Annotated in this window: 17 protein-coding genes; 9 read left to right on the top strand and 8 right to left on the bottom strand. The window is 48.3% G+C overall.

Translation table 11 applies throughout. From position 1 onward, the window contains the following. The first annotated feature begins 12 nt into the window (after window positions 1-12). The gene (gene ccsA, locus V4534_02720; protein MES2503771.1) at window positions 13-447 is read left to right on the top strand and encodes a cytochrome c biogenesis protein CcsA; all 435 of its coding nucleotides are present in this window, start codon (window positions 13-15) and stop codon (window positions 445-447) included. After that, complete coding sequence (gene hemA / locus V4534_02715) at window positions 434-1,600, top strand: glutamyl-tRNA reductase (GenBank protein ID MES2503770.1); 1,167 nt, start codon at window positions 434-436, stop codon at window positions 1,598-1,600. Before ccsA ends, hemA begins: the two co-directional genes overlap by 14 nt. Here the strand turns inward: hemA and V4534_02710 are convergent. Further along, window positions 1,569-1,739 carry a hypothetical protein gene (locus V4534_02710; GenBank protein MES2503769.1) on the bottom strand — a complete coding sequence of 57 codons (171 nt, stop codon included), beginning with the start codon at window positions 1,737-1,739 and terminating at the stop codon, window positions 1,569-1,571. The genes hemA and V4534_02710 overlap by 32 nt on opposite strands. 55 nt (window positions 1,740-1,794) lie before the next feature. On the opposite strand from V4534_02710, the gene V4534_02705 reads away from it, so the two are divergent. Continuing rightward, window positions 1,795-3,021, top strand: a complete 1,227-nt coding sequence (locus V4534_02705) for a hypothetical protein (protein ID MES2503768.1) — start codon at window positions 1,795-1,797, stop codon at window positions 3,019-3,021. Here V4534_02705 and V4534_02700 read toward each other — a convergent pair. Genes V4534_02700 through V4534_02690 form a run of 3 tightly spaced genes read right to left on the bottom strand, consistent with a single transcriptional unit; the run spans window position 2,960 to window position 5,237 of the window. Beyond that, a complete protein-coding gene (locus V4534_02700) occupies window positions 2,960-3,631 on the bottom strand; it encodes a DUF2520 domain-containing protein (GenBank protein ID MES2503767.1) in 672 nt (223 codons plus the stop codon). The genes V4534_02705 and V4534_02700 overlap by 62 nt on opposite strands. Window positions 3,632-3,669: 38 nt before the next feature. Then, entirely contained in the window at window positions 3,670-4,359 is a 690-nt protein-coding gene (locus V4534_02695; GenBank protein ID MES2503766.1) for a CoA transferase subunit A, read from the bottom strand. Then, entirely contained in the window at window positions 4,356-5,237 is an 882-nt protein-coding gene (locus tag V4534_02690) for an RluA family pseudouridine synthase (protein ID MES2503765.1), read from the bottom strand. Before V4534_02690 ends, V4534_02695 begins: the two co-directional genes overlap by 4 nt. A 57-nt stretch (window positions 5,238-5,294) precedes the next feature. Here V4534_02690 and aroB point away from each other — a divergent pair, with 57 nt between their 5' ends. Next, window positions 5,295-6,767 carry a 3-dehydroquinate synthase gene (aroB, locus tag V4534_02685; GenBank protein ID MES2503764.1) on the top strand — a complete coding sequence of 491 codons (1,473 nt, stop codon included), beginning with the start codon at window positions 5,295-5,297 and terminating at the stop codon, window positions 6,765-6,767. A gap of 6 nt (window positions 6,768-6,773) precedes the next feature. Here aroB and V4534_02680 read toward each other — a convergent pair whose 3' ends face one another. Beyond that, window positions 6,774-7,757, bottom strand: coding sequence for a cytochrome c biogenesis protein CcdA (locus tag V4534_02680; GenBank protein ID MES2503763.1), 984 nt, complete (start codon window positions 7,755-7,757; stop codon window positions 6,774-6,776). A gap of 15 nt (window positions 7,758-7,772) precedes the next feature. Between V4534_02680 and V4534_02675 the strand changes: the two genes are divergently transcribed. Then, window positions 7,773-9,023: a KamA family radical SAM protein gene (locus tag V4534_02675; GenBank protein MES2503762.1), complete on the top strand. Its 1,251-nt coding sequence runs from the start codon at window positions 7,773-7,775 to the stop codon at window positions 9,021-9,023. 19 nt (window positions 9,024-9,042) lie between these two features. Next, window positions 9,043-10,623, top strand: coding sequence for an ABC-F family ATP-binding cassette domain-containing protein (locus V4534_02670; protein ID MES2503761.1), 1,581 nt, complete (start codon window positions 9,043-9,045; stop codon window positions 10,621-10,623). A gap of 2 nt (window positions 10,624-10,625) precedes the next feature. Here the strand turns inward: V4534_02670 and V4534_02665 are convergent, their stop codons facing one another. From V4534_02665 to V4534_02655, 3 genes are all read right to left on the bottom strand, one after another. Next, entirely contained in the window at window positions 10,626-10,958 is a 333-nt protein-coding gene (locus tag V4534_02665; GenBank protein ID MES2503760.1) for a hypothetical protein, read from the bottom strand. A 43-nt stretch (window positions 10,959-11,001) separates the two neighbouring features. Beyond that, entirely contained in the window at window positions 11,002-11,754 is a 753-nt protein-coding gene (locus tag V4534_02660) for a hypothetical protein (GenBank protein MES2503759.1), read from the bottom strand. Window positions 11,755-12,064: 310 nt separating this feature from the next. Next, window positions 12,065-12,817, bottom strand: coding sequence for a hypothetical protein (locus V4534_02655; GenBank protein MES2503758.1), 753 nt, complete (start codon window positions 12,815-12,817; stop codon window positions 12,065-12,067). A gap of 101 nt (window positions 12,818-12,918) precedes the next feature. Here V4534_02655 and V4534_02650 point away from each other — a divergent pair, with 101 nt between their 5' ends. The 3 genes from V4534_02650 to V4534_02640 all read left to right on the top strand — a co-directional run. Further along, window positions 12,919-13,380 (top strand): hypothetical protein, encoded by a 462-nt coding sequence (locus tag V4534_02650; protein ID MES2503757.1) that lies wholly within the window; start codon window positions 12,919-12,921, stop codon window positions 13,378-13,380. A 75-nt stretch (window positions 13,381-13,455) separates the two neighbouring features. After that, a complete protein-coding gene (locus V4534_02645) occupies window positions 13,456-13,953 on the top strand; it encodes a hypothetical protein (protein ID MES2503756.1) in 498 nt (165 codons plus the stop codon). Continuing rightward, the coding region (locus V4534_02640; GenBank protein MES2503755.1) for an FAD-binding oxidoreductase at window positions 13,953-14,367 on the top strand (415 nt) is incomplete at its 3' end. The genes V4534_02645 and V4534_02640, both read left to right, overlap by 1 nt.

Raw genomic sequence — 14,367 nt, 5'->3', positions numbered from 1 at the left:
GGTTGGTATCACGTGTTACTGATACATCTATTTTCAGCGATTGCTTCCGATATTCTGTTGATGCTCACGGCAGTGACGTCACTTTTGTATTTGTATCAGGATCATACATTGAAATATCGTAAGCAAGTCGTGGCGCTGCCTTCGATACAAGCCATGGATTTATGGAGCTTGCGTCTGCTCATTGCGGCTTTTGTTTTGATGACATTTGGCATTCTTGCGGGATCTCGGTTAGCCTTTGAGCAGTGGGGCGATGGATGGTATCTAGATCTCAGACAACTTTGGTCGATCGCGAACTGGGCGCTATTTGCTTTTGTGTTGCTTGCTCGATTTCTGGTGGGCTGGCGGGGACGTCTGGCGGTTTTGACCACGCTGGGGGGCGTGACGCTCGTGCTTTTAGGTTTTTTTGTTCTTCATTATTTTAGTTGGAGCAGGCATGCCGAGCTCTGATTTAATTTGTGTTGGGCTGAATCATGCTCAGACGCCCATTGAGCTTCGGGAAAGGGTCGCATTCCCCGGCAGCGCCTTGAAAGATGCGCTGCGTGAAGCGCTACTGGAAGAAGTGATTGAAGAAGCGGCTATATTGAGCACTTGCAATCGCATTGAAATCTACGCGCAAGGCTCAAGCGAACACGGGCCTATGGCACTTGATTCGTTCCTGCATCGCTTTCATCAGATTCCCAATCAGCTGCTGACGCCCCATTTGTACAGCTTGAGAGGGCCAGAAGTTTTAGGGCAGTTGATGCGTGTGACTTCTTCGCTCGATTCCCTGGTGGTCGGTGAGCCACAAATCTTAGGCCAAGTGAAGGATGCCTATGTGAGGGCCAGAGAACACGGCGCTGTTGGTCCTATTTTAACCCGCGCATTTTCGAGGGCATTTTTAACGGCTAAACGCGTGCGCACCGAAACAGACTTGGGCAAAAACGCGGTGACGGTCGCTTACGCCGCGGTGCAGTTGGCAGGCAAGGTATTTGGCGAGCTTAAAGGTCTACAAGGTTTATTGATTGGTGCTGGAGAGATGGGCACGCTGGCTGCTTCTCATTTTCGTCAAAAAGGCGCCAAAATCGAGTTGGCCACTCGCTCCAGTGATTTGATGATCATGTTGGCCAAGCCTGATTTTGTGGTCGCAGCGGCATCGGCAACGCAATATTTGATTGACCCAGCCCAGTTAAAAGCAGTCATGCGCTTTAGGCGCTATAAGCCGTTATTTCTCATTGATATCGCGGTTCCAAGAAATATTGACCCCAAAGTAGCCGCATTGGATAACGTCTACCTGTACAATATAGATGATTTGGCACAGGTGGTTGCAAATAATCTGGAAGAACGCAGGGCTGAAGCTTTGAAAGCTGAGCAAATTATTGCGGAGGAGTTGGAGTCTTATCGTTTAAAAACGAGAGAGCGACAGCTCGTACCAGTGATCAGTGAGCTGCAAAGCCAAAATTTGTTGGCAGCGGAGACTGAGCTTAGCAAGTTGATGCTTCAAGGAAATTTTAGTGGGCCACAAAACCAGTTGATCGAAGATTTTGCTAAAACTTTAAGCGCAAAATTGTTTCACCAGGCGGTGAGAGCACTCAAGCACGCAGACCGGCTAACAGCTGGATAGGCAACAGCTTGATTTCGTCCTCGTTCTCGGGTTCGGGTTCGTCTTCTTCTTCGCGATCCTCATTAGATTCGGGCGCTTTAGGCTTTTGCAAAAAGCTCGGGTCTGTGGCCATCAAATATCGTAAAGTGAGGAGTGTCATTGGCCACATGCTTCAATTATAGAAATGAATGCCAGTTTGGCGTTGTTAAGCTCATATGCCAGGCATAAATGATTTGGGGTTCTTGGTGACTCATGTGGGTCTTGCGCACCCTGTTCCGTGTGAAAACCGTCGCTTTACTTCGGTGCAGACTTCTTTCCTGCCGGTGAGAGACGAGCAGCATCGCTTCGAGCCAGCGGGATCAGCCTCCAGCCGCCGGTTAGTTCCTACGCCGTATGTCCCCAATCGATTTGCGCAATTGGAGTTCGCCGCTTCGAATTCTCAGCAAAGTTTATTTAGCCACTGGATCAATGTTTATTTGGATGAAGCGGGGGCTTTAGCCCTCAAAGATTGGTACGTGGGTTTTAAGGCCTATAAGCCAGCTTTGGCCCAAAAACTTCAGGCCTGGGTTGATGAAGCCTTCAGTGCTCCCTCAGAATATCATCGGTATTTATATGTGGCAGCTCCCACTGCAATTCCCGACATCGGGCCCAAGGGTGATATGCCTGCTCTGACGTGGAAGGAGTTTGTTGCCCAATCTGGAATGTCTCGGAAAACGGCTGACGGCTTGAGCCTGTTGCACCAGCGAGTGACCGCGCGTCAGCCCTACATAGGAACACCTAATCCAGCACAAACGGCAAAAGAGTTTAGGCAGTTCTTTGATAATATGAACCACGCGCTCAAGCATATTTACTCAGCGCTTCGGCAAAAACCGGTGCCTGAGAGAGAAGCCACGCTGCAGGCGCTGTCGGAGGCAGGGATTTGGTGCGGTAGCAGACATTTTGAAGAACTCAGAAACTTCGTATCTATGTTAAAGCCTGACTTAATTTTAGGCGGTGTAGGAGAAGAGGCGGCCCTCGGTGAACAAATCAAGTCCGTGCTGCATCAACTTAGGTTTAATATCTTAACCGGCTTGGTGCCCAAAAATGATCCGCATTGGCACAATCAATTTAAACGCGAATTGGGCGGTGTCTTGGGCGTATCCAGCGCGAGCTTTTTCGATCCATTGGCAAAGCCCATGGGTAGCGAAGAAAAAAATTACAATATTGAGCGGTTTTTTAGGATCTACACCGCTGAAAAAATTATTGATGAAGTCATCGCTCAGATACTTAGGCGGAAAATTTCTTTGACGTTGGTAAGCGCTGCATTGGGCGAAATGGGCGCCGACGAGTCTTGGTTTGATGAAGAAGGCATACCAACTCGAGGCGCCTTGGTGATATTGCTTAGACGTCAGGGGATTCTGGAAATCCCAGCCAATGCGAGAGGGTTTTATACACCTGCTTGAGCTCGGGCTCCAAAACTTCCAGGTGGCTTTGGATCACTTTGGTGTCGCCCCTGGCAATGGGACCTGTTAGCGCATTTTTAATTTCGTGGCGCTGCAAATTGTTTGCCACTGATTGCAGCAAGGTTGCGAGCCCTCTGCGAGCGGAGGCCTCATCGATGCCTGTTTCCAACATCAAATCGATGGATTTAGATACCAGCCCTAGGCTCAGATTACCCGTGAGCACGGCGGCAGCATGATAGTGAACTGCTTTGTCCGGGTTTACCGAAACTGGAATTAAATCCAGCGCTAAGGCAAGCTTCTTCAAAGCTTCCTCTGCCCATGCCTGACTGGCGGATATGGTGCATAGGCTGCCCGCAGGTATCGGGCCATCACCGTTTAGTGCTGCCAAAGGATGAAATTGAGCGATAGCAGTTTTGCTTTCTAAGTCCGCTAGGATTTTATAAGAGTGGGCCCCCGAAAGATGGACCACCATGGCTGGCATTTCAACGCTAAGCTCGTTTGCAACCGCCTTGATGGCATCATCTGGCACACTTAAAAATAGAATGTCTGCTGGGGAGGCAAGCTGAAAATCCGATTCGTTTGGATTTAAACTTTGTAATGAGAACTTCATTGCTCTGCCGGCACGCCCAAGTGCGTAAATACCGCACTTCACGATACCATCCTGTGCTCGATTACATTTTGATGGTCTTTGGCTTCAAATAGCCTTTTGACGAAAATCCCAGGCAAGTGGATATCATCGGGATCTAAAGTACCGACCGGCACAATCTCCTCAGCTTCTACAACGCAAATACTAGCTGCCATGGCCATGATGGGAGAAAAGTTCCTGGAGGTACGATAAAATCGGAGATTGCCATAGGCATCAGCTGTCTTGGCTCTAATAATCGCATAGTCTGCTTTGAGAGCCTTTTCAAAAATCATTTGCCTGCCGTCTAACAGCCGCTGTTCTTTGCCCTCGGCAACGACAGTGCCTACACCTGTTGGAGTGAAAAACCCGCCAATACCGGCGCCGCCAGCCCGGATGCGTTCTGCAAAAGTGCCTTGTGGATTTAATTCAACGTCTAATCGACCGGCCAGCATTTGCTGTTCCAGGTCTGGATTGCCACCCACATAAGAACAAATTACTTTTTTAACTTGCCCGCTTTGAAGCAAAATGGCTAACCCTTGGTGCTGGTTGCCGCAATTATTGCTGATAATGGTAAGCTCTTTTTTGCCTGAGTCTTTAATCGCTGAAATGGCATGTTCAGCAAGGCCTGACAGCCCAAACCCACCGCTCATAATGCTAGCACCATCGAATAAGTCGAATAAAGCGGCGCCGGCATTTGGGTAGATTTTGTTCAGCATGCTTTTAAGGCGATATCAAAATTAGCTGGAACATGAAAGTGCATGGCTTTGCCGGTGATGGGATGATTAAAAAACAGCTCTTCGGCATGTAAGGCATGCCGGTCAAAGCCCGGTGTTTTCGGCCCGCCGTATAGATTGTCACCCAACAGTGGATGTCCGATATCAGCGAGTTGTGCCCGAATTTGGTGTGTTCGACCCGTGAAAATTTCGATGACCAGCTCGCTCACTTTGGGCACTAGTTTGCTCAATGAAAAAAGACCGGTCACTAGAAATTTCGAGTGAGCAAGACGCTCGGTTTGCTTTTTGGTGGTAAAGCGTTTGCGGTTAGTCGGATGTCTGGCATGTCCGGTTTTTAGTTCAAACTCGCTTTGTTTAAATCCGCCCACGCACAAAGCACGATAGATTTTGCGAACTTCTCGATTTTTAAACGCCTCGCTCAAACGTTTATGACTTAAATCATGCCGAGCAATGATCATTAAGCCCGATGTATCTTTGTCTAAGCGGTGCACAATGCCCGGGCGTTCGCTGTCTCCGACCACTAAGCCTGGGAAATGATGTAGCAGGGCGTTAACTAAGGTGCCGTCTGGATTGCCAGCGCCTGGATGAACCACCACGCCCGCATTTTTATTTAATACGATTAGGTCTGCGTCTTCGTAAATAATCTCGATGGGTAAATCTTGAGCGATGAGATTTGTTTGTTTGCGCGCTGGAATATCCAAGGATATAATTTCGCCAGCCTTTACCAATCTAGATGGTTTCTCGCCCATGCTTTTGAGCCAGGATTGAACGCGCGAGCGCGAGCCATCTGGGATTTGACGAGACCAAATCAAATCCAGACGCAGGCCTTCGTCGGCTTTTGTCGTAGTATAAAGCATGTTATGGACAGGCATGAGCCAGATTTTTATCAAAAAAACCACTGCCAGGATAGAGCTATGCTAGGCCGAAATATCATTTTGGCTGGTTTTATGGGCAGCGGCAAAAGCCGAATTGGTCGAATTTTGGCCGAAAAACTGTCCATGCCTTTTGTGGATATGGATCGCACCATCGAAGAGCGACAAGGTAAAACGGTCCAACAAATCTTTGCGGAATACGGTGAGCCTTTTTTCAGGGAATTAGAACGGCAACTTTGTTTTGAATTATCTCGAAAGTCGGGCGTTATTATTGCTTCAGGGGGCGGAGCCTTAATTCCCCAGGGGAATCGCGATTTATTTGCTGAGCATTCAATCTTTTGTTTAAGAGCGCCCTTTGAAGTGCTGGCTGAGCGATTGTCTCGCAATCAAAAACGGCCCCTGGCGCCGCATGCCAAGCAGTTGTGGGTAGAGCGCCAACCAATTTATGACAAGATATTTCATCAGGTAGAAAGCCACAAAGAAGCGCCCGATAAGATTGCGGAGCGCATTGCACGTCTTTATGAGCTCGATGCCAGGTTTGAAGTCCCCAAAGATAGCTTTTATCCAGTGATAATCCGCTCAGGAGCTTACGAGGAGCTTCCGGACTTTTTGGAATGGCTAGGATTGACGCAGCGAAAGTTGGCGGTGATTAGTAACCCTGAAATAGCAGCGCAGCACCAACCGAAAATTGGTGAGCTTATCAATATTCCAGAAGGCGAGTCGCACAAAACTCTGGCCACTGTAGCGAGTCTGTACAACGCACTGTTAGATGGCGATTTCACTAGGCATGACACATTGATGGCTTTAGGCGGCGGCGTTGTGGGCGACATAACAGGCTTTGTGGCAGCCACGTACTGGCGCGGCATGAATTACATTCAAGTTCCCACAAGCCTGCTAGCCATGGTGGATTCCAGTGTTGGCGGGAAAACAGGCGTGGATTTGCCCCAGGGCAAAAATTTGGTCGGAGCCTTCAAAAACCCCATCGGGGTATTAATCGACCCCGCCTTTTTAAAAACGCTCCCTGAACGAGAGCTGAAATGCGGCCTGGCAGAAGTGGTAAAGCACGCGGTAATAGGCGATTTGGAGTTATTTGAACACTTAGAACAAGGCAAAATGGACCTCGAATGGGTGATTCGCCGAGCCATAGCTGTCAAAATTAAAATTGTTCGTGAAGACCCATATGAGCAAGATAAGCGCATACTGCTAAACCTGGGTCACACCTTCGGGCACGCGATCGAGCTATTAAGCTGCTATGAAATCCGCCACGGAGAAGCTGTGGCCATAGGAATGGTGCAAGCGGCCGAGTACGCCCTTCAACAGGAGGTATGCCAGCCGAAGATGGTGACGCGCCTCAGAGCATTACTGACCAAGTTAGGTTTGCCCACGGACGTTCCAAAAGAGATTTCCAAGAAAGACCTTTGGGACGCGATGCGCCATGATAAAAAGCGGAAAGATGGCAAGTTGCGGCTAATTTTACCTAAAGACATCGGGGATGTACGAGTGATCGCTGTTTAGCCAGTGCTACCGCTCGTTTAGCAATTCCAGAAAGTCTTTCGGGCCTACGAAACCGCTAACTTTCCTGCCGCTGTCTAAAAACACCAAGGTTGGTAGCCCTACGATTCCGTAGGCTTCTTGCAGTGCTCTTGTTTCTGACGAGTCTACAGTGACATCTACCCGAATGACTTCCACGTTCTTTAAAGCTTCCTTCACGGTCTCATTTCCGAAGGTTTTCTCATCCATCTCATGACATAGCGTGCACCAGTCTGCCCAGAAATCCAAAACGACGGTTTTATTAGCCGCGTGCGCTTTGTCGATTTGAGCTTCGATGTTTTGCTCGCTGGCCGAGGGGTGAGCAAAGCCGCTCCATGCGGCCACCGCATAATTAAAACTCATCCAAATCAGGATAAGCCCTAGCAAAATCTTAATGCGGTTCATCCAAGGCCCGCCCTTGGGCAATTTACTAATCGAAGACGAAAAAGTTCCCAAGACCAAAAATGGCAGACCCATGCCAAGCCCATAGGAAAACATCAAATAGGAGCCTTCGACCATGTCTTGCGTTTCAGCAATCTTAGTCAAGATGCCTGCGAGAATTGGCCCGGTGCAGGGTACAGCAATAACCCCGGCAACCAAACCCATCAGAAAACTGCTTTTATGGCCACGCTTGGCGCCGATTCGCGTGAGCATGTGGGTGAACTTAGGGGGCAGTGTCCAGTTGAAGACACCCATTAAGCTAAGCGCCATCAAAAGCATCATGATGGTCAAAAAAGCATTGAGCCATGGACTTTGCAGGCTTGAACCCGCTAAAATTCCTAAATAGGCAAACAGGACTCCTAAAGCGGTATGCAGCAAGACCATGCCAGCCACATAGCTCAGCGCGATTCGAAAGCCGTGCCAATGAGAATCATAACGCCGAATACCCATCACACTAAGTGTGATGGGTATGAGCGGGTACACGCAGGGTGATAAGCTGCCTAAGAATCCGGCAATAAAACTGGTGAGTAACATGTTTATAGCGTAACCATGGTTGACACTCCCAGTAAAGCAGAGCCTTTCGACTTGCCTCAAAATGACATTCGTTTTGTCTTTAACGCCAAAAATGCGACCAGTGACGCGCGTGATTTGCCGAATTCTCGCGATGAAACCAGGGCCATGCCAGATTCACAGGCGCAGCGCTTTGTTCATAGTCCGCGGGGAGAAGTAGACGAGGCATCCTGGAACGATTGGCGTTGGCAGCAGCGCGAACGCTTTCGCAACATTGAGCAATTGAAGCGAATAATCAAAGTCAGCCCGCAAGAGCAGGAAGCTTTTGAAAAGTCAGATGCCATGTTTCATATGGGCATTACGCCTTACTATGCGGCGCTCATGGATGTGGATGATCCGGGCTGCCCCATTAGGTTGCAGTCTGTACCCCAAATGGGCGAGCTGGATATTTTAGAAACCGATTTGGAAGACCCTTTAGGCGAAGAAAAAGATATGCCGGTTCCAGGCATCACCCACCGCTATCCCGACCGCGTGCTTTTTTACACCAATCATAATTGCCCTGTTTATTGCCGGCACTGCACGAGGAAGCGCAAAGTGAGCGACCCAGGCAGTATGGCGAGTAAAGAACAGATCGAAGTCGCTTTGGACTATATTTCTAAGCATACGGAAGTGCGAGATATTGTTGTGTCTGGAGGCGACCCGCTCTCACTTTCAGACGATCGCCTCGATTATATTCTAGGCCGCTTAAGAGCGATTCCGCACGTTGAAATCTTTAGAATGGGCACGCGTAACCTGGTTACACTGCCTCAGCGCATTACCGATGATTTTGTGAAGATGCTACGCAAGCATCAGCCGGTTTTTGTGAACACCCATTTCAACCATCCGAAAGAATGTACCGCCGAAGCTTTGGATGCGTGCCGCAAATTAGCCGATGCAGGTTGCGTCATTGGAAATCAGATGGTGCTTTTAAAAGGCGTTAACGATGATTGGCGCATTGTGCGGGAGTTAAATCATCGACTGCTGTTGATGCGTGTTCGTCCGTATTACATGTATCAATGCGATTTAGCGCAAGGTATCAGCCATTTCAGGACCTCGGTCGAAACCGGTCTTGAAATCATGGAACATCTCAGAGGTCACACCTCTGGGTTAGCCATTCCGACCTATGTGATTGACGGTCCAGGCGGTGGCGGCAAAATACCGTTGCAGCCAAATTATATCAAAAGTCATGAAGGCAAGAAGTGGACTTTAAGAAACTATAAGAATGAGACGTTTACGTATTATGAACCGTGAGGTATAGCCTGCCTCTCACATGATTAAAACGAACCAGATATCCCTATTTTTTGGCGGCCGTAAGCTGTTTGACCAAGTCAGTCTCGCGTTTTCAGATGGCAACTGCTACGGCGTTATTGGCGCCAATGGGGCTGGTAAATCAACTTTTCTAAAAATTCTGTCGGGCGAGCAAGAGTCTAGTTCAGGCAAAGTCGAAATGTCTTCAATGGACACTTTGTCGTTTCTGCGCCAAGACCATTTCAAGTACGACGAAAAGACCGTCTTTGACACAGTGGTCATGGGTAACCCCAAGCTTTTTGAAGTGGCAGCCCAAAAAGATGCCCTCTATTCAAAACCAGATTTTTCAGACGCAGACGGTGAAAAAGCGGGCGAGCTAGAAATCCTCTATTCAGAGCTCGGGGGCTACACAGCAGAGACCGACGTAGCCACTCTTTTAGATGGTTTGGGTGTATCTCAAACCCTCTTGTATTCCTTGATGAAAGAGCTGAAAGATGCTGATAAATTGAAAGTTTTGCTCGCCCAGGCTTTGTTCGGTAAACCCACGAACCTGCTGCTCGATGAGCCCACCAATCACTTAGATGAAAAGTCCATTCGCTGGCTGGAAAACTATCTTTTAGACTATCCAAACACCGTTATTGTGGTCTCCCATGATCGACACTTTTTAAACAAAGTCTGTACGCACATGGTGGACATCGACTACGGCAAAGCCAAGTTATATGTTGGGAACTATGATTTCTGGGAGCAATCCAGCCAGCTAGCGTTAGAGCTTCGCAGCAATGAAAACAAAAAACGCGAAGATAAAGCCAAAGACCTAGAAAGCTTTATCGCCAGATTCAGCGCGAATGCCTCCAAATCGAGCCAGGCCACTTCAAGAAGAAAACAGCTTGAAAAGCTGACGCTAGAAGACCTGCCAATCTCCACCCGTAAAAAGCCTAATATTCTGTTCACCCAAAGACGTGAAGCGGGCGACTTGGTTTTGGATGTGAAAGATTTGACGCTTAGCAAAAATGGCCAAAAAATGCTGGTTGATGCTTCGTTCTACTTGAAAAAAGGCGACAAAGCGATTTTGGTAGGCGAAAACGAGCTCGCCAAAACAGCTCTTTTTGACGCCATCATGGGCGAGCAAGCCCCAGACGCGGGTACCTTGCGCCTAGGCTCGACCATCACGCCGGCTTATTTGCCGAAAGACCATAACGCTTATTTCGAAGGCGTCGATTTAAACCTAATCGACTGGCTGAGACAGTATTCAGAAGACAAATCTGAAAACTTCATCCGCGGCTTTTTAGGCCGAATGCTGTTTTCTGGTGAAGAAACCTTGAAAAAAGTAGGTGTCCTCTCTGGAGGCGAGCGCGTGAGATGCATGATGGCTCGCACGATGCTTCTAAGCCCCAATCTGTTGGTTTTGGACAACCCAACCAATCACTTGGATTTGGAATCGATCACGGCCCTTAATAACGCGGTCAAGGCTTACCCGGGCACAGTTTTGTTCGCGACACACGACCAATACTTCGCTCGAACCGTCAGCACTCGCCTATTCGAAGTGCAGGGCACCCAGCTCATTGACCATCAAGTCAGTTACGCCGAGTTTTTCGAAGAATAGCATCAAGGAATATCGGGTTCGGGTGGGGGCGTAAAACGCATAAGTTCGCGCGGATTAGGCAATGTTAAATCTTCTCGTGAGAATAAATCTGGAAAAGATTCCACGCGATTGAGCACGCTCGTTCGGCTTATTGTTTTAATGGCCTTATTGCGCTCCAAGGCCCGCTTCATAAAGGCGAAAGCACCGACTACGCAAAAGAGGAATGCACTATACTGACCGATTGCGTTTAGGGCTTGCGAGTCAATTCTATTTGAACTGAGTTTTTGGTTTGTATGTGCCAGCGCATGAGCGCTTTGAAGAAAAAAACAGAAAAGACTGACGAGAACAGATTTCATGACCTGCTCTCGTAGTCCAGCTCGTCTCAATTTAAAAGATGGATTATTGGAGCGCCTTCTTTTTGTTGGTCTCCCGCACATCATGAGGTTTGTGCCTAGGTAGGGTGACTCTGGGACCGTATAAAGGCCGGTCAATAAGTGGATGGCTTACATAATACACCATGTCATCTGACGGGACTAATTGATTCTCTGGTGCGCCCGCTGCTTGAGGTGCGTTTGGAGCAGGGCTGCTCTCTGGTCTGTCACTTATTATCCTTGTAGGGCTAATGCCTTCATCGTCGGTCTCTTCATCAGCTTGGGACGAATTGCCTGCCGTAGCGGCACCGTCTGACTGCGACGCAGGATCGGGTCTGATAGAAAGGTCATGAACCCTGAGAAGGGGAATTTCTTTGGCAAAGTCTCCGAAAATTTGAAACCATTCGTTAATCTCTTCAGCTTCATAGCCATTATGACGTGAGGGCCGAACAGTTGGTGGCTTATTGTTATCCGCTGTCTGTTCATCTTGGCTGCCATCGTGCTCTGAGGGCTGATCATTGGAGGGCTGATCATTGGTTGTCGTATCTGAATCTGGTTGAGGCTCTTTCTGCTGTTTAACGCTTTTTTTGAGCATCCATGCAGCCCCGGCGGCGGCTGCGATAGTGGTTGAAATGATTTTATGCTCTTTGATCCAGTCCCATATTTTTTGAGAATAGGTATCTTTTGGTTTAGAATTTACAGCCTTAGCCTGCAGCGGACTTGCTCCTCCAAGGGCAAATAGTAAACATCCTATGACGACGAGAATTTTTTTCGTTTTCATGGGGCTAACTCGTAGAGGAAGCTTTTTAAATTTAAAAGGGCTCTATGCCCCATGGCGCAATGGCGTATCCGTCTGGCGCGTTTCCAAGCATATGACTTAGCTTATCTATGGCCCACAGGCAGGTGGAGACCCCTATTACGAGGGACAAAGCGCCTCCGTACACATCAACCATGTAGTCAATGACTCGGCGCAGCCGGCCTTCTGCATGGGTGGGCGCTGATGCGAGTAAAAAGAAGAGGCAGAAAATGAAAACGATGTTGTTTTTCAGGATCATGTGCTCCTTTAGGAGAGATTCTTAGATTTTAAAATATCAATATTGAACCTCTACACTCGGGCTTAAATTTTCTGGGGTTGTTGCGATCGGGTTTCCGGTCAGAATCAGAGTGGTGGTAGTCTGGTGACGACCTAAATGTCTGTGGGTGGTTTTTGGGTAGATTGTCATGCCGTTGCTGCTCAAATTGACTTTTTGAAGATTGAGGAAACGAGCTATGTTCGGCTCAAATAGTAGTTGGCACTCGGTGAGGTCAAGTTCAAGGATTTGAAGTGCAAGTTCGGGAGGAAAAGTTCCTAAAAACTCATTTATAATCTTATATCCCAAGCCAGAAGCACTGAGATCTAACACTTTACTTTCAGCGGCACGATACTCTGCATCTGCCAGAATACTAAATATTGAGCCTGACACTTTGGCGTCCAAAGATTTCATGCGAGTTTTTAAATCAGCTTCAATCTTTTGAATATCTCGCGCAGCCGCATTAATTGAGCAGCCCGTTCCAGCCGTGCGTATGCCGGGAACAGCTGGGATTTTATGAATCGGCAGCTTTTTACTGGTGGAAGGCGCATGACTGACATCGAATTGCTGCGTTAGTCTGTCGTATAGTGCCATTAAAGTTGCATAGAGCCATTTGTCGGCCACAGACATATACTGGCCCTTTTCGCTCGCGCTTTCCAGGCGCCCAAATTCTTCCCAGTTAAACTGCCTCACTTGCTTGGGCTGCTGAACTTCTTGGGTATAATCCGGCAGTCCGGAGGACGAAAGGAGAGATAGAGCTAAAACGTAATACATGCAGTTATTAAATACAGGTTTGATAAACTTGCAAAAGGGTCTGTTTCGAACGAGGCGAATATCCCCTCGCAACTTAAAATAAGCATGCTAGGTCAGCGTGCATGAAATTGTTTCAGATTGTCGCCATGGTGATTGTTGTAGTTGGGTTTTCATTCGCTGGAAACGAGACAGTCCCCAGTAGAGTAACTTTAGCGGAGCAGTTAGAGGCTGCGCTTCAAGAACTTCAAAATTCGGATAACGCAACTATCAATTTTAGAATCGAACTTTTATCAAAAGCTATTGAAATTCTTGGAAGGATTACTAAATGTCGGAGAAGGCATGGTAATTCAGCAGTGGAGTTCCAAAATCAAAGACAAGCGTTAGAGGCCCAACGGACGGCGCTTAGGGCTTCAATGGCTACGATAAACGGGCCACTTCCAGCTGGCGATGGGCAAATTGATACGCCAGTGGTTAACGCTGACGATGATATTTGTGACGAATGGGAAATTGTGATGGCGGAAGATGAGTTTGCCCTTGCATTAGCCACCATAGCTAACTTTAATCGTGGAGCAAGCTGTCGATAGCACTGCCCCTGGCGTTATCTATGCGAGCTAACAAAAGGGCTTCTTTTCGAGCCACAGCATGCTAGGCGTGAGCGAATGAAATGGTTCAAGATTGTTACCATAGTGGTTGTTACCTCTGGGTTCTCGTTCGCGGGTAAGGTGGTTTGCAAGATTAAGCCTACGGCAGCCGACTTTAAAGTTGCTATCTCTCGCTTTCGTAACTTGGAAATAGCAATTGAAGATAGGGTTGCTGCTGGTCAAAAGGCTCTCGATATCGTCAGAAGCCTTAGCAATAACCATGACGCCGGCCGGCTGGAAAAATTCAAAAGTATTCTTAAAGCAGAAATAAAAACGCTTAAGAACTTGTGTCAAGGTGGGTTTGTTGTCGTAGCGGCACCGCTTCCTGCTGGCGAAGGCCCTGTTAGCACAACGGAGGCGGCATTCGAGGGCGATGATACCGAATGGGTGGACTGTAACCCTGAAGAAGATGTAGAAGATATTATGGGTGCAATGCAAGAAGCCATGCCAGATTTAAGGCGCGGGGAACGAAATTGCTCAAGTCCAGCATCTGACTTTGATAGTGTAAGTGAATAATGCAAATAGACTCCACCGATAGCCAGCTCCTTGAGCTTTATAGCCATGACGAAACGGGCGGGCTTGAGCCTGTTTTGCCGTTTGGGGTAGCTCAGCCTACGACGCTTGCAGAGGTGCAGGCGGTGGTGCTCGAAGCCAGAAGGCTTTCGAAAGTCTTGACGCCTCGGGGGGCTGGGACTGGGAAGGCGGGCGGATGCGTGCCTTCCGAAAATAGCATTGTGGTTGATTTTTCGAAGATGAACCAAATTTTGGAGATTAGCCGGGAAAATCTCACCGCTCGTTTGCAGCCGGGGGTGATTCTGGCAGATTTTAAGGCGGCGGTTGAGGCTCAAGGGCTGTTTTATCCGCCGGATCCCAACTCGATGATCGGTTGTACAGTTGGGGGGAATGTCGCGACCAATGCGGCTGGGCCTT

Source organism: Myxococcota bacterium (assembly GCA_040387835.1).
Lineage (GTDB): Bacteria > Myxococcota > UBA727 > UBA727 > JABDBI01 > JAZKCZ01.
Note: the sequence above shows the minus strand (reverse complement) of the source record. Positions and strands in the feature narration are given on the sequence as shown.